The 18,906-nt window shown below is 66.3% G+C and carries 14 protein-coding genes and 1 pseudogene; 3 read left to right on the plus strand and 12 right to left on the minus strand.

Annotation, left to right across the window (positions count from 1 at the left end; genetic code table 11):
* A pseudogene (locus BZL41_RS03930) lies at window positions 1–176 on the plus strand (IS1595 family transposase); the annotation flags it as partial.
* A 31-nt stretch (window positions 177–207) separates the two neighbouring features.
* On the opposite strand, the gene BZL41_RS03935 reads toward BZL41_RS03930, so the two are convergent.
* From BZL41_RS03935 to BZL41_RS03970, 8 genes are all read right to left on the minus strand, one after another.
* Window positions 208–750 carry a lipocalin family protein gene (locus BZL41_RS03935; protein ID WP_095598086.1) on the minus strand — a complete coding sequence of 181 codons (543 nt, stop codon included), beginning with the start codon at window positions 748–750 and terminating at the stop codon, window positions 208–210.
* A gap of 48 nt (window positions 751–798) precedes the next feature.
* Entirely contained in the window at window positions 799–1,053 is a 255-nt protein-coding gene (bamE, locus tag BZL41_RS03940; protein WP_095598087.1) for an outer membrane protein assembly factor BamE, read from the minus strand.
* Window positions 1,054–1,186: 133 nt separating this feature from the next.
* A complete protein-coding gene (locus BZL41_RS03945) occupies window positions 1,187–1,795 on the minus strand; it encodes a DUF924 family protein (RefSeq protein WP_095598088.1) in 609 nt (202 codons plus the stop codon).
* A gap of 3 nt (window positions 1,796–1,798) precedes the next feature.
* On the minus strand, window positions 1,799–2,812 hold the full coding sequence (locus BZL41_RS03950) for a class 1 fructose-bisphosphatase (RefSeq protein ID WP_095598089.1): 1,014 nt from the start codon (window positions 2,810–2,812) through the stop codon (window positions 1,799–1,801).
* Window positions 2,813–2,943: 131 nt separating this feature from the next.
* Complete coding sequence (locus BZL41_RS03955; RefSeq protein WP_095598090.1) at window positions 2,944–4,896, minus strand: autotransporter domain-containing SGNH/GDSL hydrolase family protein; 1,953 nt, start codon at window positions 4,894–4,896, stop codon at window positions 2,944–2,946.
* Window positions 4,897–5,007: 111 nt separating this feature from the next.
* Window positions 5,008–6,651 carry a histidine kinase N-terminal 7TM domain-containing protein gene (locus BZL41_RS03960; RefSeq protein ID WP_095598091.1) on the minus strand — a complete coding sequence of 548 codons (1,644 nt, stop codon included), beginning with the start codon at window positions 6,649–6,651 and terminating at the stop codon, window positions 5,008–5,010.
* A 206-nt stretch (window positions 6,652–6,857) separates the two neighbouring features.
* Window positions 6,858–8,231, minus strand: coding sequence for a DUF3999 domain-containing protein (locus BZL41_RS03965; protein WP_095598092.1), 1,374 nt, complete (start codon window positions 8,229–8,231; stop codon window positions 6,858–6,860).
* Window positions 8,228–11,842, minus strand: coding sequence for a DUF2339 domain-containing protein (locus BZL41_RS03970; RefSeq protein WP_095598093.1), 3,615 nt, complete (start codon window positions 11,840–11,842; stop codon window positions 8,228–8,230). The genes BZL41_RS03965 and BZL41_RS03970 overlap by 4 nt, the downstream gene beginning before the upstream one ends.
* 293 nt (window positions 11,843–12,135) lie before the next feature.
* Between BZL41_RS03970 and aroQ the strand changes: the two genes are divergently transcribed.
* Window positions 12,136–12,687 carry a gamma subclass chorismate mutase AroQ gene (gene aroQ, locus BZL41_RS03975; protein WP_168190938.1) on the plus strand — a complete coding sequence of 184 codons (552 nt, stop codon included), beginning with the start codon at window positions 12,136–12,138 and terminating at the stop codon, window positions 12,685–12,687.
* A gap of 51 nt (window positions 12,688–12,738) precedes the next feature.
* On the opposite strand, the gene BZL41_RS03980 is transcribed toward aroQ, so the two are convergent.
* From BZL41_RS03980 to BZL41_RS03995, 4 genes are all read right to left on the minus strand, one after another.
* A complete protein-coding gene (locus BZL41_RS03980) occupies window positions 12,739–13,170 on the minus strand; it encodes a thioesterase family protein (protein WP_095598095.1) in 432 nt (143 codons plus the stop codon).
* 88 nt (window positions 13,171–13,258) lie between these two features.
* Window positions 13,259–14,422 carry an iron-containing alcohol dehydrogenase gene (locus BZL41_RS03985; protein WP_095598096.1) on the minus strand — a complete coding sequence of 388 codons (1,164 nt, stop codon included), beginning with the start codon at window positions 14,420–14,422 and terminating at the stop codon, window positions 13,259–13,261.
* Between the two features lie 117 nt (window positions 14,423–14,539).
* A complete protein-coding gene (locus BZL41_RS03990; protein WP_095598097.1) occupies window positions 14,540–16,330 on the minus strand; it encodes an acyl-CoA dehydrogenase C-terminal domain-containing protein in 1,791 nt (596 codons plus the stop codon).
* On the minus strand, window positions 16,327–17,568 hold the full coding sequence (locus BZL41_RS03995) for a 3-hydroxyacyl-CoA dehydrogenase (protein ID WP_095598098.1): 1,242 nt from the start codon (window positions 17,566–17,568) through the stop codon (window positions 16,327–16,329). The genes BZL41_RS03990 and BZL41_RS03995 overlap by 4 nt, the downstream gene beginning before the upstream one ends.
* A 98-nt stretch (window positions 17,569–17,666) precedes the next feature.
* On the opposite strand from BZL41_RS03995, the gene BZL41_RS04000 reads away from it, so the two are divergent.
* The gene (locus BZL41_RS04000; protein ID WP_095598099.1) at window positions 17,667–18,581 is read left to right on the plus strand and encodes a LysR family transcriptional regulator; all 915 of its coding nucleotides are present in this window, start codon (window positions 17,667–17,669) and stop codon (window positions 18,579–18,581) included.
* The last annotated feature ends 325 nt before the right edge of the window (window positions 18,582–18,906 follow it).

Raw genomic sequence — 18,906 nt, forward strand, 5'->3', positions numbered from 1 at the left:
ACGACAGCCGTCTGAAGGGCTGGATGACCCGCTTCCATGGTGTCGCGACCAAGTACCTCCCCAATTACCTGGGCTGGCGGCGCCTACTCGAACGCTATGCAAACGAGCTCAACCCATTGATTTGCATGAAGGAATCGCTCGGCTTCTATCCCTTGCAACAGCTAACGCAGACATAGCCAATTTATTCGCCCAACGGAGCCAGAGACCTCACTGCCCCTCGCGCCAGATCAACTCCGACGTGTCATATCCCTGCTGGCGAGCCACATTGAGCAACTCGTCGCGCTGCTCTGCGCTCAGGTCCGGCTTGCGGGACAGCAGCCAGAGGTACTTGCGGTTGGGATGCCCGACCAGGGCGACGCGATAATCGTCGTCCAGGGACAGCACCCAGTACTCCCCCTTGGTCAGCCCCGGCAGGAGGCGGCTGACACCATTGTCGAAGCGCACCCACAGCTTGTCGGTCTGTCCCGCTTCCTGGGGCTCCGCCTCACCCTGCACCTGCTTCCATTCGCCCGATGCCGTGCGGCAACGGTTGGTGACCGCCATCCGGCCGTCGTCCCGCACCCGGTAATGGGCTTCGGACTGCACACAATCGCGCTGGAAAAACATCGGCAGGCGGGCCACTTCGTACCAAGTGCCCTGGTAACGGGCCAGGTCCACCTTGCCGACCGTCTCCGGCGGAGCCTGCCCGGTGCCGGAATTGGCGCAGGCGGTCAGCAACAGGCTGGCTAGAAGGACGAGCGGGAAACGCACGGGGGACCTCCTTTACAACGCCACGGCCCGGCACGGCCGTGGCCGGGCTTACTTGAGTCCCTGGCCAGAGAACATCATTACCTTGTCGCCGGCGAACTGGACACTGATGAAGATCTGCTGGTCGCCCCAAGTGCAACTGGACAGGCCCAGCGCGCCGGAACATTCGGTGGGCTTGCCAAGCAGGTTTTCCACCTCGGCCTTGGTCATCCCGGCCTTGAGCTTGGCGTAGTTTTCCTGGTTGACCTTGCTGCAGGCCGCCAACAGCATGCAGAACGACAGCACGGCAATACGACGCAGGGACATGAACGAACGACTCCTCGAGTGATGATGCAGGCAAGCTTGGCACAAGCAATGGCCCGTTGCCTGCCCACATCGCGGATATGGGACATGAGCCCGCCCTTGCGGTTCCGTCGTGTTTCGAAGAAAGGGATAGAACCTAGAAGCGCGACCCCGGCCCTTGCAGAAACACCCCCTCCTCCTCGGTGGTTTCCCGACCCAGGATGGCATTGCGATGGGGGAAGCGGCCGAAGCGCTCGATCACCGCGCGATGGCGCTCGGCATAATCGAGGAAGCCGGCGAACAGCTCGTCCTCATCCACCGACGAGGCTTCGCGCAGGTCGCGGAAGCGCTCCACCGACAGTGCCTGGCTGTCACGGTCCTCGGCGTGTTCCAACGGCAGGTAGACGAATACCTGCTCGATCGGTCGCAGCGTCTCTTCCCAGTGCTGCTCCAAGCCGTGGCGCACCAGTTCGCGGGACCGGACATCGCCGGCGAAGGCGCGTGGCGTCCCGCGGTGGATCATCCTCGGCAACTGGTCGAGCAGCAGGATCAGCGCCAGCCAGCCATGAGGGCTGGCGGTCCACTCGGACAGACCGCCCGCCAGCGCTTGTTCGGTCAGTTCGCCGAAGCGCTCGCGCGCCTCGGCATCCTGGCTGTCGCGGTAGCCGAACCAGAGGCCGTTCTTCGCCGCTGCCACGTCGGCGGCACTGGCGGTCCGGTCTTCACCGAACCACCAGTCGAGCAGGGGCTGCCAGGGAGACGGCATGGCTTACTGCTGGTTGTGGTAGGCGGTGGCGCGCTCGACTTCTTCCTTGGAGCCGAGGAATACCGCCACCCGCTGGTGCAGGGATTCCGGCTGGATGTCGAGGATGCGCTGGCGCCCGTCGGTGGCTGCGCCGCCAGCCTGTTCGATGATCATCGACATCGGGTTGGCTTCGTACATCAGGCGCAGCTTGCCCGGCTTGGAGGGTTCGCGTGCGTCGCGCGGGTACATGAAGATGCCGCCGCGAGTGAGGATGCGGTGCACGTCGGCAACCATCGAGGCGATCCAGCGCATGTTGTAGTTCTTGCCCAGCGGGCCGGTGTCGCCGGCCAGCAGTTCGTCTACGTAGCGCTTAACCGGGGCTTCCCAGTGGCGCTGGTTGGACATGTTGATGGCGAACTCGGCGGTGCTTTCCGGAACGCGGATGTTGTCATGGGTAAGCACGAAGCTGCCCAGTTCGCGGTCCAGGGTGAAACCCTTGACGCCATCGCCGAGGGTCAGCATCAGCATGGTCTGCGGACCGTAGATGGCGTAGCCGGCGGCGACCTGCCGGGAGCCCGGCTGGAGGAAGGCTTCTTCGCCGAGGGAGTCGTTCTGGCTGAAACACTCGTTCGGGCAACGCAGCACCGAGAAGATGGTGCCGACCGAGACGTTGACGTCGATGTTGCTGGAACCGTCCAGCGGGTCGAACACCAGCAGGTAGGCGCCTTTCGGGTATTTGCCGGGAATCTGGTAGGCGTTGTCCATTTCTTCCGAGGCCATGCCGGCCAAGTGGCCGCCCCACTCGTTGGCCTCGAGCAGAATCTCGTTGGACAGCACGTCGAGCTTCTTCTGCACCTCGCCCTGTACGTTCTCGGTGCCCATGCTGCCGAGCACCCCGCCCAGCGCACCCTTGGATACGGCGTGGCTGATTTCCTTGCAGGCCCGCGCCACCACCTCGATGAGGAAACGCAGATCCGCCGGGGTGTTATGGCTGCGGGTCTGCTCGATCAGATACCGGCTGAGGGTAACGCGGGACATTGGGATGACTCCGGAAGGGAAGGAAAAAACCCGCGCATTTTAGCGCGTTACAAACGTCGATGCTGCAGACACCGACGTCTGTATGGAGTTCCCCCTGGAACCTGTTTGCAGAGCAGACTTTGAACGGGTTCTTACCAGTTCCAAGCTACCGACAGGTTCACTCCTTGCTGCGTCAGATCTTCGCCCTTGCGCCAGTGATAGCTCGCGCCCAGCGACAGCTCGCCACCGAGTTTCTGGCTGAAACCGAGGCTGGCGCGGGTCAGGCGGTCTTCGGGCGTGTAGCCTTCGAGGGTGAAGTCGATCCCCGGCAGGCTGGTCAGGTTCATGGTCAACTCGCCCGGATCGTCCTCGTATTCCCGTTCGCGGGCCACTTCGGCGAATACCTGAGTGCTCGGGCTCACCGCGAAACGCCCCTGGAAACCGGCGCCGAGGCGCTTGGATGTGCGGGTCTGATCGTCGTAGGCCAGCGAGGTCGCGCTGTCGCTCCTTTCGGCATAGCCATCCACTTCCACGCGGGCGTAGTCGGCGCTGATGAAGGGACTCAAGTGCCAGGTGCTACCGGGCTGGGCAATGTCATAGCCCAGGCGGCCGCCGAACGCCCACACCTGCCCGTCGGTATCGCCTTTCTCGCTGCGCGTGACGATACCCAAGTCGAACTTGCGCGAAAGATCGTCGTAATCCAGGTAGCCGCCGCTCAAGGCCAGGTCGGCCCACCAGCGGTTCGACTGGTACTGGGCGAAGGCCGTGGCGAGGTAGCTACGCAATTCGTAATCGGAATCGGCCCGGCCGGCCTCCAGCTTCTGCTGGTAGAGCCCGAGCGCCACGCCGGCACGCCAGGCATCGTCCAGGCGATAACTGCCACCCAGGATCAGGTTGTAGCCGTCGCCATCGCCGCTGGCCGAGGCCTCCTGCTCGTCGAAGTCCAGGCGCTGCCCGCCAGCATTGACGAAGCTGCGCCATTGGCCGACTGCCTGCCAATCCTCCCAATCCGCCTGCCACTGGCTGCGTAACTGGTCCTGATGGGCGCGCAGGGTGCCGTGGGCCATTTCCGGCAGCAACGTCAGTTCCCAGGGGGCGGCGAGAATGGAGTAGGTGTAGTCGGCGAAGATCTGCTGCACCGCGCTGGTCGGGTGCACGCTGTCGTTGAAGATCAGCGCGCTGGGATCGGGGGTCGCGCCGCCGATCCCCCAAGTGGCGTTCTGGCTGGCGCAACTGTCGAAGCAGGTGGCGATCAGGTCCTGGGTATCATCGAAGCCGTAGCTCGCCGCGTCCGCGACGATCTCGTTGAACAGTAGCGGCACGTTGAGCGGGATGATTTCCGCGTCGATGGCGGCGAGTTGGCTGATCAGTTCGGTATTGAAGTCTGCAACCAGGCCGGAAATGGTGCCCGAGATTCCAGGAATCAATGACTCCAGCGCTCGGGCATTCGGGGTCTGTCCCACGTCCGGCAGCAGCGACACCACGATGTAGCGCGCCCCGGCAGCCTGCAAGGCGCGCACGCCGTCTGCCAATCGTGTCGCGGAGGCCTGTGCCTGGGCGGTGGCCACGTCCGTGGGCGCGAGCGGGTTGATGATCAGATCGAGGAAATCGTTGCCGCCGCCGTTCACGTAGAACAGGGTGTTCGAATCAACCGACTGCCCCAGCGCAGCCAGCTCGGCCAAGTAACCGGGACGTGTGCGCAGGTTGGTACCGTCGGCCAACTCGACCACCGAACCCTCGCCGGTACCAACGATGGAATCGAGAATCTGCTGGGTGGTGTTGCCACCCACCGCATAGTTGGTGCCATCCGGCAAGCCCAGCGCGGCGTTCACCGGCGAGGTGGAGGCGGTCAGGTCGCCGAGGCCGAGCTGCAGGCTGAGCAGTTGGGTCGAGTTCAGCGCGTACGCACTCGTGCTGTAGTCCGGCCCCGTGCGATTGGTGAAGCGCCGGGTCGAGCCGGATGGCCCGGATGCATCCGGAAACTGCCCGGCATCGCTCAGGCTATCGCCGAACACGACCAGCCCGTCGTAGGGCGAGGCCATGAGAGAAGAAGACGAGAAAGCCAGCAGGCACGCGGCCGCCAGTGGGGTAAGCACATGCTTCATGCACGGTCCCTGTTGTAGTTATTGGATGGACGATGCCAGGGACTTTAGCCCGGAATATGACTCCCTGCACAGGGAGCATCCCGGTTTTCACCCGAATGGGTGAACCCCGCCTCAGGCCGGGCAGCAGACCCGGTTGCGGCCTTCGCGCTTGGCCTGGTAAAGCGCCGCATCGGCGGCTTGCAACAGTTCGTCCAGGGCCTGGCCCTGGTCCGGCCAGATCGCCATGCCGGCGGAAAGCGTCACACCGCACGGCCCGCCACGGGTCTCGACCGGTGTCGCGGCGCGCTCCCTGCAGAGGGTTTCGAGGCGGCGGCGCGCCTCATCGGCATCGGCGCCGGGCAGGATCAGCAGGAACTCTTCGCCGCCGATGCGGAACACCGCATCCGAGCCGCGCAGGTTTTCGCCCAGGTGTCGCGCCACGGCCCGTAGCACGTCATCGCCGATCAGATGGCCGTGCTGGTCATTGAGCGCCTTGAAGTGATCGAGGTCGATCAGCGCCAGGGCGATGGGCTCTCGTTCGCGGCGGGCGCGGACCACTTCGCGACTGAAGAATTCATCCAGGTAACGGCGGTTGTAGAGGCCGGTCAGCGGGTCACGGAGCGCCTGCTCCTGCAATCGCTCATGAAGACTGGAGATGATCCGCAGGCGTTCCTCGCTGGTGGCCAGGGCCTCGGACAGTTTGAGCTCGCCAAGGTGACGCTGGGTCACGTCGCGCAGGTAGAGCATCTGCCCGAGCACATGGGTGCCCGAACGGGTGACGCGCTCGATGGCACGGCAGCGTACCTCGTAATAACGCGCGGGACCGGCCAGTGTCAGCAGGCGATCCTGCTCGCCGCTCCACGAGGTTTGCAGCAGAGCGTATAGCTCGGCGCCGAACACCGGCCAGTCGGCCAGCTTGCGGCCTTGCCAGCCGTTGCGCAGGCCGGCCAGTTTCAAGGCCGCCGGATTGGCCTCCAGCACCCGCCACTGCGGATCGACCACCAGCACCGGGTCGAGCAGCTCCTCCAGCAGCAGATGCCGGGCTACCGGCAGCAAGTCGAACAAACGCACCCCGACGATCAGCCAGGCAAACGCCGCCAGGGTGAAGGCGAAGCTGAACGGTGTCGGGTCGAAGCCGAACAGGGTGCGGCCGAACACGACATAGCTGACGTTAGCCGCCCAAGGCACCAGGGTGACCACCACGAACGCCAGGTAATGACGACGGTGCACACCGTAGCTGATCACCGCGGCACGGATCACCACGCCCAGGCAGAACGTCATCCCCAGGTAGACATAGACGGCCGCCACATGGAACAGCGGTCCATGGTCGTAACGCACCGGCGCCCCCGACTCAGCAGACATCGGCGCGGTATTGGGGCCGTAGAACAGGCCGTGCCAAGGATTGCTCAGGGCCATCAGCCAGACCAACAGCGGCACCAGCGTCAGCCCGAGCAGGCTGCGCGAAGGCAGGGGCTGGCGCACGCTGTTCACGTATTGCCAGAGAAACACGGCCCAGAAGGTCGGCACCCCGATGATGCCGGGCCAGGCCATGGTCGCCCAGAACACCTTGCAGGTCGGCGCCTGGGCAGCCATTTCCAGGCTCGCCGCGGCCAGCCACCAGAGGCTGCCCAGGTGCAGCAGGATGAAACTGTCACGACCGGGGAAGGAGCGCTGCCGCCTGACCCAGCGCGCCAACAGCACCACGCCCATGCAGACGGCACCGGTCAGCAGGACGGGGAGGCTCATCGCCCAGGTCGATCCCCCGCAAGCGCTCATGGCAGCACCACCCCGGCGAGCGGGGAGAAACGCCCGCGCCGGAGGAATTCCCGGACGCTGCAGGCCGGTAGTGAGGCTGTCTGGATAAGAGACAAGGGATGTTCCCGGGCCGAGCGGTCATGGATGGAGGAACGGGCGTTTCCGCCCGCGCCTAAAGATACTGCAAAACCATCCGTTACGTGTGGATGATTGACATCAAATAGCCATCATTTCTGACGAGGGGTCGCGGGCGATCTCAGAACACTCAACGCCATCAGCACCAGCAAGCCAACCCCGGCCACCAGCACGGCCCACAGACCGATGCGCTTCCAGTCGGTCCCGGCTTCCGGCTGGTCTTGCTGCACCGTTGCAGTGACGGCGTCGCCAGTCGGGGTCGCCACGCCCAGGCGGGCCAATCGCTCGTCGTCGTAACCGGGGATGAGCGTTGCCAGCGGCAGGTTCGCCGCCTTGGCCGTCGCGTTGCCGAGCGCCAGCGTGTACGGCGGCGTGCCGCGTACCAGGAAGACCACCTGGGTGGTGCGTACGCCGACCTGCAGCCTGGGTGTGGCGCTGCCCAGGCCACCGCCGCGCTCGTCCACCTGCAGTTTCAACTGGTGTACGGGTGTGCCCGGTAATTCGAGGGTCTCCTGGCGTACTTCGCTGCCATTCTCCGGCAGCCGGTAGAGCAGGCCGCGCGCCAGCCAGAACCACTGCTGGCGGTCGTCGCGACGGCCCTGCACCGTCACTGGCGCCAGGGTATTGGCCTGCGGCAGCTCGATGCGCAGACGTTCCAGTGGCAGCGCCAGCGGCAATTCCCAGTAGAACTCCCCATTGCCGGTGCGCCGTGCCGGCAAGTCGTCCGACCAGGCGATCGGCGCTGGCACGCGTGTGGAGCTGATCACCAGGGCCTGGGTCAGGGCCGGCGCCTGCTGCGGGCTTTCCCAGAGTAACCGCAGGTAGCGCGCACGCAGCCCCGGCAGGGCCACTTCGCGCTGGTCGATGCGCTCGTCGGCGAACGACAACCGGGCAATCTGCCCGTCGCCCCAGGAGTGCCACTGCTGCAAATCGTCGCTGGCCTCGATGGTGAAACGCTGGAACCCCTCGCGATCGGCGCTCCAGTCGAGAATCAGCTTCTGCAACGGCTGCTTCAGCGCGCTGGCGTCCAACACCCAGCCGCGCAGCACGTCACCCGCATCCGCAGCCTGGCCTTCCGTCACTTCGACCAGGGTACCGCCGGTGCCGCGTTGTACGCGGATGTGCGGACTGTCCGGGGCACTCGCCGGGCTGTAGAGCGGGAACCACTTCACCGGCGTTTCCGTATGGGTCTCGCTGGGCTGGGTGCTGCCCAGGGTGAGGGCGTAGGCCAGCGGTTCGCCTTCGCCGTTGAACACGCGCAGGTCGCGCAGATCGGCATGACGGGCCGTCAGGTGCAGCGCCAACGGCAACTCCAGCCGATACCAGGGCCCTTCGCCGCTGAGTTCCAGCGGCACCCGGGTGGCGAAGCCGTCGGGCGACTCCTGTCCGGACAGCGCCAACGGCGCTCCCAACACACTGGCCAGTAGCGCCGGCAACAGGCGGAAGAGAGAAGAAAGACGGCTCATGCTCTGGCCTGCTCCACGTCAGAGGCCGGCTGCCGGGGCGGCAGCGGCGCGAAATACCCGATGATCAACAACAGCACGCCAACGCCGATGAACGACACGATGCGCTCCAGTCCGCCGCGGTTGCCCAGCTCGACGAAGAACAGCTTGGCCACCACCACGGCGATCAGCGCCGCGCCGATCAGCCACAATTCGCGGCGCAGACGCAGGTGGCCAACGATCATCAGCGGCAGGGCGATCAGCGTCCAGACCAGCGACAGCCCGGCCTGCACCAGCATCGAATCGAGCAACGCATCCAGCCGGTACGGTACCCCGCCCCAGTGGTGGGCGAAGCGGAATACCGTGGCGGTCAGCAGCGCGAACAGCGACACGCCGGCCACGCCCTGGGGCAGCCAGCGGCGCCAGTCCTCGCCCAGGGAGAGTTGCGGCAGGCTCACCGACAACCAGCGCCAGACGCCGAACAGGACGAACAACAGACCCAGTTCCAAGGGGTTGAGCAGCGGCAGGTAGGGCAGCGGATCGGCGGCGCCATCGCTCGCGATGTTGGCCAGCCAGAACCAGCCCAGCATCGCCACCGCCAGCGGCAAGGCCGCCAACAGACGGTATTCCTGGCGGTAGGCCGACACCGGCCACGGCCAGCCGCGCGACGCGGCCATGGCCAGCAGGTAGGCGCTCGGCAGCAATGCCCAGCCCAGCCAGCGCCAAGCGTTGTAATGCTCGGAGAGGGCGAACAGCAGGTAACGCAGCTCCAGCGACAACACACCGATGATCAGCCAGCAGCCGAACACGTGGGCGGCACTCCGTGCCCCGACGGGCAGCAGCGACGCCAGCCGGCGCAGGCCGACAAAATGCACGGCGAAGAGCACGCCCCAGGCGAGCCAGCCGAAGTCCGCCGCCGGGTGGTATTCCGCATGCCAGGCCCAGAGCAGCAGCACGGCCGCCGCCGGCATCAACAGGGTGCAGAGCAGCGCCAAGGTACGCCATTCGAAGCGCGGCGCGATCAGAACGGCCGCCGCCACGCTGAGCGCAGCGGCCAGCAGCATCAGTGGTGCCTGCAATTCCGTGGGAGCGAAGCGGACGATCTCGCCGATCAGCGCCAGGCTCCACCAGCCGCTCCCCCAGACCAGCAGCACCTGGGACAGCCGCTCCAGGCTCGGACCGCCCAGCGCCCCGGCCAGATCGCGGCGAACCACCTGATGCAGGCGCCAGGCGCCGACCAGCGCGGCGAGCGCCAGGCCCAGCGGCGTCCAGAACCCGGCATGGCCCAGCGGCCGCAGCCCTTCTCCGCTCAACGGGCCAAGCAGCAGCGGGCTGGCGGCAAGGAAGGCTACGCCCCCGACGCCCTGCAGCAGCAGACCGAACAGGAAGCTGGCGCGCTGTTGCAGGTGCAGCGCCAGCCAGATAATCAGCAGACCGCTGCCGGCCCAGACCGCGCTGGCGCTCTGCCAGGGCAGCACGAACAATACCGCCAGATTGAGGAACACCAGCCCCACCAGCAGGATCACCGAAAGTCCGCGCAGCAGGCGGGCGTCGTTGCGTACCAGCGGATCGCGCGCTGCCACCAACATGCCGCCGATCAGCGCCAGGCCGATCAGCGATGCGCCGACCAGTCCGCGCCAGCCATCGCTGAACACGCCGCTGCCGGCACCCGCCGTATCCAGTTGCAGCAGGAACACCGCGCCGCCGACCAACTGCACACCAAAGGCGCTGAACAGGAAGGCCCGCGATTGCAGGCGCAGGGCGGCGAACAACGTCGCCAGTCCAGCCAGGGCCCAAGCGATGGCCGTAGCCTCGGCTGCGAGGCTGAGCGGCGCGATCAGGTACAGGAAGCCCAGCCCGGAACAGGCCAGTACCGGCAAACCACGACGCTCCCAGGGCTTGGCGGCGTCTTCCGGCGCACGGCGCAGTTGCCACCAACTGAACAGCAGCGCCATGCCGAGCATCGCAGCGCCCAGCGGCACACCATCCAGCAGGGTTACGTCACCGGCATCCAGCTTGCCAAGGAAGGCCAGCGCCGCGCCCACTTGCAACAGCAGGGCAAAGCCACGCGCCAGTGGACGCCGCTGGCGCAACCCCAGCCAGAACAGGCCGGCGCCCTCCACTGCCCAGGCGGCAGAGGTCCAGCGCGCATCCAGGCCGAGCGGGATCGCCAGGGTGCCGAACACCACGCCCAGGGCCAGACAGGTTTCCACCAACAACAGCGCCTGGTTGCGCACCCGGCTGGCCAGCAGACGAGCCAGCAGCAGATAGAACAGCCCCAACGCCAGCGCACTGAACGCCGGGCCGAACTCCAGGTGACGGATCACCGCATATTGCAGACCGAAGCCGATCAGCGGCGGGCCGAACAGCGCCGTCCCGTCCACGTAGTCGGCCTTGCCCACCGACCAGCGCAGCAGCGCGTCGCGCTCCGTGGGCGCATCGGCGGCCTCGCGCAGCTTTCGGCGGGCGAATAGCAGGCCGATGGCCACGTACATCAGGAAGAACGTCACCAGGAACGGCTCGGTGCTGCCGAACAGCTCTGGCCGGTAGGAGCGCAGCCCCCAGGCGAAACCGATGCCGAAGGTGCCGACGAAGCCGATCAGATTGAGCAGGCGCCAAGCCTTGAACCAGGCGATGGCCAGGATGCCGGCGTTGAGCAGGATGAAGTAGGTGAACAGCGCCACGTGGTTGCCGCTGCCGGTGGAGGTCAGGATCGGCGCGGCGAAGCCGCCGAGCGCCGCCGCCGCGGCCAGGCCCATGGCGTTCTGCGCCACGGCCAGCACCGCCGAACAGACCGTCACCACCACAAGCAGCCCGAGGGCTTCCTTGGCACCGAGCAATGGATGCAGGCGCATGGCGGCGAAGATCGTCAGGTACAGCACGGCGATACCCGCTCCCTGGAGCATCAGCCCGTAGCCCGGATTGCGCCGGCGCAGCCACCAGCCGAGGCCGAGCAGCGCGATGGCGCTGGCTGCCACGCCGGCGTAGCGCACCGCAATCGGCACCACCATGCCTTCAGTGGCGTAGCGCAGGAGAAAAGCCAGGCCGAGGAACAGCAGCAGCACGCCGACGCGCAGCACGGTGTTGCCGCCGAACAGCCAGTTCTGCGCCCAGTCGATGGCCTGCTCGATTGGGGAGGGTTCGCGGGGTTTCGGCGGAATCGGCGCCGGACGTGGGCGAATGGGCTCGGCGGGCGCCTCGACCCGGGCGGCGACCGGCTCCGGCGCTTCGGGCCGGGCGGCTTGCTCGATCGCGAGCTCCGGCAGGTCCCAGACCAGATCGTTGTCGCGACTTTCTTCGATGGCTTCGGCGGGGGCTTCCGCCGCCGCGGTCGGGGCTGGCGCCGGTTCAAGCGCGGCGGCCTCCGGTTCCGGCACAGGCGCCTGGGCCGGTTGCGGCGGCAAGCCCTGTTCCAATCGCAGCAATCGCTCGACGACCGCCGTGGTACCGGCCTCGAAGCGCTGGGCGAAGGTATCCAGGCTCTTGCGCAGCGTGGCGTTCTCCGCCGACAACTGCTGCAGGCGAATGGCCTGTCCCAGTCCGAGCCCCACCAAAGCGCCCAGCAGGGCGGCGGTCAGCGATTCGCCGGCCACGCTGCCCACCACTAACCCAACCAGCATGAAAATCCATTGCATGCTCTGCTTCCCAAAATGAGGAAAACCCGCGTCCCGCGAGAGACGGTCCAATGTGGACGTCGCCGCCGCCCCTCGTCGGCACATACCGGCGACGATCGTGGCAATGCGGCAGTATATCGGGGCGCGATTGGCCGGGCGCAGGGGGCTGTGGAAATTGCGAAGAAGGTCCGTCTCACTCTGGCCGTGAAACTATTCGCATCAGAGGAGCGGAGCAAATCGCCAGCGCTGTTTTCGCCGCGCCAACTCGGCTAGGGTCGCCGGATTCGGACACGCCCCACCGGAAGGAGACCCCCATGCGCATCCGTAGAATCCCTCTCGCCGCCCTCCTCTTCAGCCTCACCTTAGGCACCGCCCAGGCCGGCGAAACCACCACCCCGGCGCTGGACGCGCTGATCCGGGTGAGCACCGAACGCCTGCTGCTGGCGGACCAGGTAGCCGCCAGCAAGGCGCAGTCGGGCAAGGCCGTGGAAGATACGGTACGGGAAAGCGAGCAGCTCACGACACTTTCGGCCAAGGCCCCCGACTACCGGCTAACCCCCGAGCAGGTGGCGGCCTTCTTCAAATGGCAAATGGAAGCCAACAAGCTGATCCAGTACCGTCTGCTGGCCAGGCCAGCCCCCGCCAGCGACACACCGGTCAGCCTGGATGCGATCCGTGCGCGACTGAACACCATCAACGTGGAAATCCTGGAAAACCTCGCCCCGGCCCTGGCCGAACTGCAACAGCACGGCTGCGCCGAAACGCTGTACGAAGGCATTCGCCGCCGCAGCAAGCGCGAACATCTGGATGCTCTGCACAAAACCGCACTGATCCGGGCCTTCGGCGATACCTGCCGAGGTCTCTAAGAGCCTGTTCACGATCTTCTGCGCGTTGGCCCTGCTGCATAAAAACAGGCTCTAAACCACCAACGCTGCCAACGCCTCGCGCAACCGCGCCGGAATGCTCACCGGCCGGTTGCTCGCGCGGTCGACGAAGACATGGACGAAGCGCCCTGCTGCACACGCCTCTTCCTCCCCCGCCTTGAACACCGCCAGCTCGTACTGCACCGAGCTGTTGCCCAGCTTGCCCACCCGCAATCCCACCTCGATGCGTTCGGGAAAGGAAACAGAGGCGAAGTAGTCGCAGGATGAGCTGACCACGAAGCCCACCACGTCGCCCTCATGGATATCCAGCCCGCCCCGCTCGATCAGGTAGGTATTCACCGCCGTGTCGAAGAAGCCGTAGTAGGTCACGTTGTTCACGTGACCGTAGACGTCATTGTCGTGCCAGCGGGTGGTGATGGGCTGGAAGTGGCGGTAATTGGGGCGGGTGTGGCGGGATTCGGTCATGGGGTTTCCCTTGGTGGATCGTCGTGGGCGAGCGTATTCCGTAACAGGGTATTGGGCGAATGAATTCGCCCCTACAGAGCAAAACGCCTCAATACGCCGCCTGGTAGATCGCCAGTGCGTCCGCCTCGGTGACTTCGCGGGGGTTGTTCACCAGCAGGCGCTGCTGGAGCATGGCGTCGCTGGCCAGTTGCGGCAGCATCGCTTCCGGTACGCCGGCGTCACGAAGGCGGCTGGGCAGGCCGTGGCGTTCGTTCAACGCCGCCAGTTCGTCGATGAACTGGGCGGTCAGGCTCTCGGCGCTTCCCGGCTTCAGACGCTCGCCCAATAGCAACGGCGCCAGCTCGGCATACAGCGCTGTCGCCGCTGGCGCATTGAAGCGCAGCACATGGGGCAGCACCAGGGCGTTGGATAAACCATGCGGAATGTGGAAATGCCCGCCCAGCGGATAGGCCAGCGCATGCACCGCCGCCACCGGCGCGTTGGCGAAGGCCTGGCCGGCGAGGCAGGCGCCCAGCAGCATGGCCTGGCGCGCCTCGCGGTTCTGCCCGTGGCGCACCGCCTGGTCAAGGTTGTTCGCCAGCAGGCGCAACGCTTCGCGGGCCAGCAGGTCGGACAGCGGGTTCTTCTTCAGCGCGCTGGTGTAGGACTCGATGGCATGCACCATGGCGTCGATTCCGGTGGCGGCGGTCACCGCTGGCGGCAGGCCGAGGGTGAGGTCGGCATCGAGCAGTGCCAGGTCCGGCAGCAGCATCGGCGATACCGCGCCCATCTTGGTCGTCTCGCCGGTGGTGACGATGGCGATGGGCGTTACCTCCGATCCAGTGCCGGCGGTGGTCGGCACCTGGATCAGCGGCAGGCGCTGGCCGCGCGCGTTGCCGACCCCGTAGATGTCCTTGAGGCTCTGCTCGCACTGCGGATGGGCGAGCAAGGCAACCAGTTTGGCCACGTCCATCGAGCTGCCGCCGCCGAAGCCGACGATCAACCCGGCGCCGATATCCCGGGCCCGCTGCACCGCGTCCAGCACCACCGCTTCCGGCGGGTCGGCGAGCACCTGATCGAACACGGCCACGGCCAGGTCCTCGGCGGAGAAACCGGGCAGGACGTCATTGAGCAGACCGAAGCGGGTAATGCCGGGGTCGGTAACGATCAGTACCGAACGAGCGCCCCGCTCCCGGCAGATCGCCGCCAACCGGCGTGACGAGCCGGTTTCGCAAATCAATTGGGCCGTGGTGGCAAAGCTGAACGGGTGCATGAGCGCCTCCTGTTGTTCTTGTATGGCATTCGTTGGCCACCCGCCCCTCAAGCCCAAGCAGTACTGGCCCCTCTTCTATTCATGGGAGAGGGAACGGACGGGTGACCAACACCTTCCTCAAAACGCGAAACTGTCCTCGTCCAGCGCCATCAGGCACTGCGCCCCGCCCCGGATCGCTTCCCGGTGGGCACTGGCCCTTGGCAGCACACGGCGCAGGTAGAAATCCGCACCCTGTAGCTTGGCACGATAGAAGGCGACCTCCCCGCTTCCCGCTTCCAGGGCGTCCTGCGCACGCGCAGCCGCCTGGAGCCAGAGGCCGGCGAGCAGTACGTAGGCGGAATACTGGAGGAAATCCACGGAACAGGCGCCGATCTCCTGCGGGTCGCGCTGGCTGGCGGCGATCACTTCGGCGCCCAGCTCGCGCCATTCGCCCAGGCGGGCCTGCACCGTGGCGGCCAGTTCGTGCAGGGCCGGGCGCTTGGCCTGGTCGTCGCACAGCTCGCTGAACTCCGCCTGCAACGCGCTCAACTCCGCGCCGCCATCACCCAGCAGCTTGCGACGGATCAGGTCCAGCGCCTGGATGCCGTTGGTGCCCTCGTAGAGCTGGGTGATGCGGCTGTCGCGCATCAACTGTTCCATGCCCCATTCGCGGATGTAGCCGTGGCCGCCGTAGACCTGTACGCCGAGGCTGGCCACTTCCTGGCCCATGTCGGTGAAGAACGCCTTGACGATGGGAATCAGCAGCGCCGCCCGTTTACCGGCCGCGTGACGAACGGTGGCATCAGGGTGGCCGTGCTCCAGGTCGAGCTGGCGCGCCGTGTAGGCAGCCAGCATGCGGCAGCCTTCCACCAGGGTTTTCTGGGTCAGCAACATGCGTCGCACGTCCGGGTGGACGATGATCGGGTCGGCCGGCTTGCCCGGTTGCGCCGGGCCGGTCAAGGCGCGGGATTGCAGGCGCTCGCGGGCATAGCTCAACGCGCCCTGGTACGCCTGCTCGGCGATACCCAGCCCTTGCAGGCCGACCTGGAAGCGCGCGTCGTTCATCATGGTGAACATGCAGGCCAGGCCCTGGTTGGGCTCGCCCACCAACCAGCCGGTGGCGCCGTCGAAGTTCATCACACAGGTGGCGGCACCCTTGATACCCATCTTGTGCTCGATGGCCCCGCAACTCAGGGCGTTGCGCGCGCCGGGCGTGCCGTCGGGATTGGCGACGAATTTCGGCACGAGGAACAGGCTGATGCCCTTCACACCCGCCGGTGCGTCCGGCAGCCGGGCGAGCACCAGATGGACGATGTTCTCGCTCATGTCGTGCTCGCCGCCGCTGATGAAAATCTTGCTGCCGCTGACCCTGTAGCTGCCCTCCGCCTGTGGCTCGGCGCGGGTGCGCAGCAGGGCCAGGTCGGTACCGGCCTGGGGCTCGGTGAGGCACATGGTGCCGGTCCATTCGCCGCTCACCAGTTTGGCCAGGTAGGCGGCCTGCAGTTCGGGGTTGCCGTGCTTGTACAAGGCCAGCACCGCGCCTTCGGTGAGCCCGGAATAGATGCGGAAGGACAGGCTCGCGCCCATCAGCATCTCGTGGAAGTTGCACGCCACCAGTTGCGGAAAGCCCTGGCCGCCGAATTCGGTCGGCCCGGTCATGCTCGCCCAGCCGTTCTCCACGTATTGCCGATAGGCCTCGCGAAAGCCCTTGGGCGTGGTCACGGCACCATCGACCAGGGTCACGCCTTCCTCGTCGCTGTTACGGTTCAGCGGGGCGACCACCTCGCCCGTGTAGCGCGCTGCCTCGTCCAGCACGCCGTCGATCAACTCGCGGTCCAGGCCGTTGCCGAGCAGCGCGCAGTGGCCGCTGACGTCGAACAGCTCATGGATCACGAAACGCATGTCGCGCAGCGGAGCCCGGTAGTTCATGCCGCCACCTCCTTCGCCTCGGCGAAGTCTTTGCCCGCCGCGGCCAGCCGTTCGATCAGCGTAGCCGGGCGCCAGTGCTCGCCGAAACGCTGTTGCAAATGGACGAGCCGTTCGCGGATCGCCGGCAGCCCCTGGCTGTCGGCCCAGGCCATCGGCCCGCCCTTGTCTGCCGGAAAGCCATATCCATTCAGGTAGACCCGGTCGATGTCCTGGCTGTTCGCGGCGATGCCCTCTTCGAGAATCTTCGCCCCCTCGTTGACCAGCGCCAGCAGGCAGCGCTCGAGAATTTCCTCCGGCCCCACGCTCCGGCGTTCATAACCGAGCTGTTCGGAGACCTGCTGCACCAGCGCATCCACCTCGGGGTCGTGCTCGGCCTGGCGGCTGCCCTCGGCATAGCGGTAATAGCCCATGCGGGTCTTCTGGCCGAAGCGGCCGAGGGCGCAGAGACGGTTGTCCACTTGCACCTCGTCGGCGTCCTGCCCCTCGCCAGCCAGTTCGCGGGCGCGCCACTCCAGGTCGATGCCCACCACGTCGTACATGCGGAACGGCCCCATGGCGAAACCGAAGCCCTGCAACGCGGCGTCCACCTGGTGGGGGAAGGCGCCCTCCAGCAGCATCATCCGTGCCTCGTGTACGTAGGTATGGAGCATGCGGTTGCCGATGAAGCCGTGGCAGTTGCCGGCCACCACCGCCACCTTGCCCATGCGCTGGCCCAGCTCCAGGCAGGTGTCCAGCACGGCTGGCGCGGTCTTCGCGCCACGCACGATTTCCAGCAGTTTCATGATGTGCGCCGGGCTGAAGAAATGCAGGCCCAGCACCTGCTCCGGGCGCCCGGTGACCGCAGCGATGGCATCGATGTCCAGCGCCGAGGTGTTGCTGGCGAGGATCGTCTCGGGCTTCAGCACGGCATCCAACTCGCGAAAGATCTGCTGCTTCAGCTCCAGGTTCTCGTAAACCGCCTCGATCACCAGATCCACCTCGGCCAGCGCCGCGTAGTCGCCCACCGGCTGGATGCGCGCGCGACGGGCGGCGGCCTCCTGCTCGTCGATGCGGCCCTGGCGCACGTTATGCGCGTAGGTGTCGGCGACTGCCTGCCGGGCCTGCTCGAGCATCTGCGGGTTGTTGTCCAGCCAGCGCACCGGCAGACCGGCATTGACCAGGCTCATTACGATACCCCGGCCCATGGTGCCGGCACCGATGACGGCGGCGCTGTGAATCTTCGAGACGGCATGAAGCATTGTTGTTCCTCTCGTGTACGACCAGAAAACTGCCAGTCACGATAAGGAAGCGGCTACTATTTTTGAAATTTAGTCTTGTGATACATCCTATTCTCCGCATGAATATCGCCAACTTCGACCTGAACCTCCTGCGCGTACTCGACGCCCTGCTGCGCGAGCAGAACGTCTCCCGCGCCGCCGAGCGCCTCGCCCTCAGCCAGCCCGCAGTGAGCAATGCCCTCAACCGCCTGCGCGAACTGCTCGACGACCCGCTGCTGGTGCGCATCGGCCGGCGCATGCAGCCCACTCCCCGCGCCCTCGCCCTGGAAGCGCCGATCCGCAGCGCCCTGCGCCAGATCGAGCAGAGCCTGGCCGCCGGCGAAACCTTCGATCCGGCCGAAAGCCGCCAGCGCTTCAGCATCGCCGTGACCGACTATGTCGAGCTGGTCTGCATGCCATCGCTGCTGGACCGCCTCAGCCAGCATGCGCCGGGGATCGGCATCGACATCCGGCATCTCAGCCCGACACTACCGGCCGAAGCCCTGGACAAGGGCGAACTGGACCTGGTGCTGGGACGCTTCGATGAAGTGCCGGCACGCTTCGCCCGCCAGCACTGGATGAGCGAGACCCTGCAACTGGCGGTACAGCGGGACCACCCGCTGGTGGACGGCCCGCCCGACCTGGAGCGTTTCCTCGCCCTGCGCCATCTCTGGGTGCATGGCGGGCAGACCCGCGGCATGGTCGACCAATGGCTCGGCGAACAGGGATTGAGCCGGCAAATCCTCTACACCACACCGAACTACCTGCAGGCCGCACACATCGTCGCCGGCAGCGAACTGGTTGCAGTCCTGCCAACCCAACTGGCACGCCACTTCGCCCGGTTGCTGCCGCTGAATCTGTTCGACCTGCCCTTCGCCCTCGGCCCCTTCCACCTGGAAATCGTCCACCTCGCCCAGCGCCAGCGCGACCCCGCGCTGCAGTGGCTGATCGGAGAGATCCAGGCGGTGGCGGCGGACGGTATCGCCCGACACTAGAGGCCCGTGCGGTAGCACAGGCATTCAGGTTCGGGTGCCCGAGCGCACTGCGAGATGGCGCGGACCTCTGGCACCTCATCGGAATGGCCCGCCCCTCAGTGCGGCCGATTGACGCGCATCAATAACCTGCCGCTTCGGGTCGACGAGAGTGAGATGGCACCACGATCTCATCCTTTGGTATCGATTCGGTGAACCGGGCCTAAAAACACCCACCGCGCCGCCGAGAACATAGCTGACACGTCGTCCGAGCCGGCATGAGCCGCTTCGGCACGAGCCCCTGCATCCGGGTGCCAGGAAGGCGCAGGATACGGCCGCCCCGCCGGGG

Source organism: Pseudomonas sp. PIC25 (assembly GCF_002286785.1).
GTDB lineage: Bacteria > Pseudomonadota > Gammaproteobacteria > Pseudomonadales > Pseudomonadaceae > Pseudomonas_M.

Bases quoted from the DNA above. Each gene is read 5' to 3' on its own strand.
- BZL41_RS03950 (WP_095598089.1), bottom strand. From the start codon at position 2,812: ATGTCCCGCGTTACCCTCAGCCGGTATCTGATCGAGCAGACCCGCAGC.
- BZL41_RS03965 (WP_095598092.1), bottom strand. From the start codon at position 8,231: ATGAGCCGTCTTTCTTCTCTCTTCCGCCTGTTGCCGGCGCTACTGGCC.
- bamE (WP_095598087.1), bottom strand. From the start codon at position 1,053: ATGTCCCTGCGTCGTATTGCCGTGCTGTCGTTCTGCATGCTGTTGGCG.
- BZL41_RS03945 (WP_095598088.1), bottom strand. From the start codon at position 1,795: ATGCCGTCTCCCTGGCAGCCCCTGCTCGACTGGTGGTTCGGTGAAGAC.
- BZL41_RS03980 (WP_095598095.1), bottom strand. From the start codon at position 13,170: ATGACCGAATCCCGCCACACCCGCCCCAATTACCGCCACTTCCAGCCC.
- BZL41_RS03955 (WP_095598090.1), bottom strand. From the start codon at position 4,896: ATGAAGCATGTGCTTACCCCACTGGCGGCCGCGTGCCTGCTGGCTTTC.
- BZL41_RS03960 (WP_095598091.1), bottom strand. From the start codon at position 6,651: ATGAGCGCTTGCGGGGGATCGACCTGGGCGATGAGCCTCCCCGTCCTG.
- BZL41_RS03995 (WP_095598098.1), bottom strand. From the start codon at position 17,568: ATGCTTCATGCCGTCTCGAAGATTCACAGCGCCGCCGTCATCGGTGCC.
- BZL41_RS03990 (WP_095598097.1), bottom strand. From the start codon at position 16,330: ATGAACTACCGGGCTCCGCTGCGCGACATGCGTTTCGTGATCCATGAG.
- BZL41_RS03970 (WP_095598093.1), bottom strand. From the start codon at position 11,842: ATGCAATGGATTTTCATGCTGGTTGGGTTAGTGGTGGGCAGCGTGGCC.
- BZL41_RS03985 (WP_095598096.1), bottom strand. From the start codon at position 14,422: ATGCACCCGTTCAGCTTTGCCACCACGGCCCAATTGATTTGCGAAACC.
- BZL41_RS04000 (WP_095598099.1), top strand. From the start codon at position 17,667: ATGAATATCGCCAACTTCGACCTGAACCTCCTGCGCGTACTCGACGCC.
- aroQ (WP_168190938.1), top strand. From the start codon at position 12,136: ATGCGCATCCGTAGAATCCCTCTCGCCGCCCTCCTCTTCAGCCTCACC.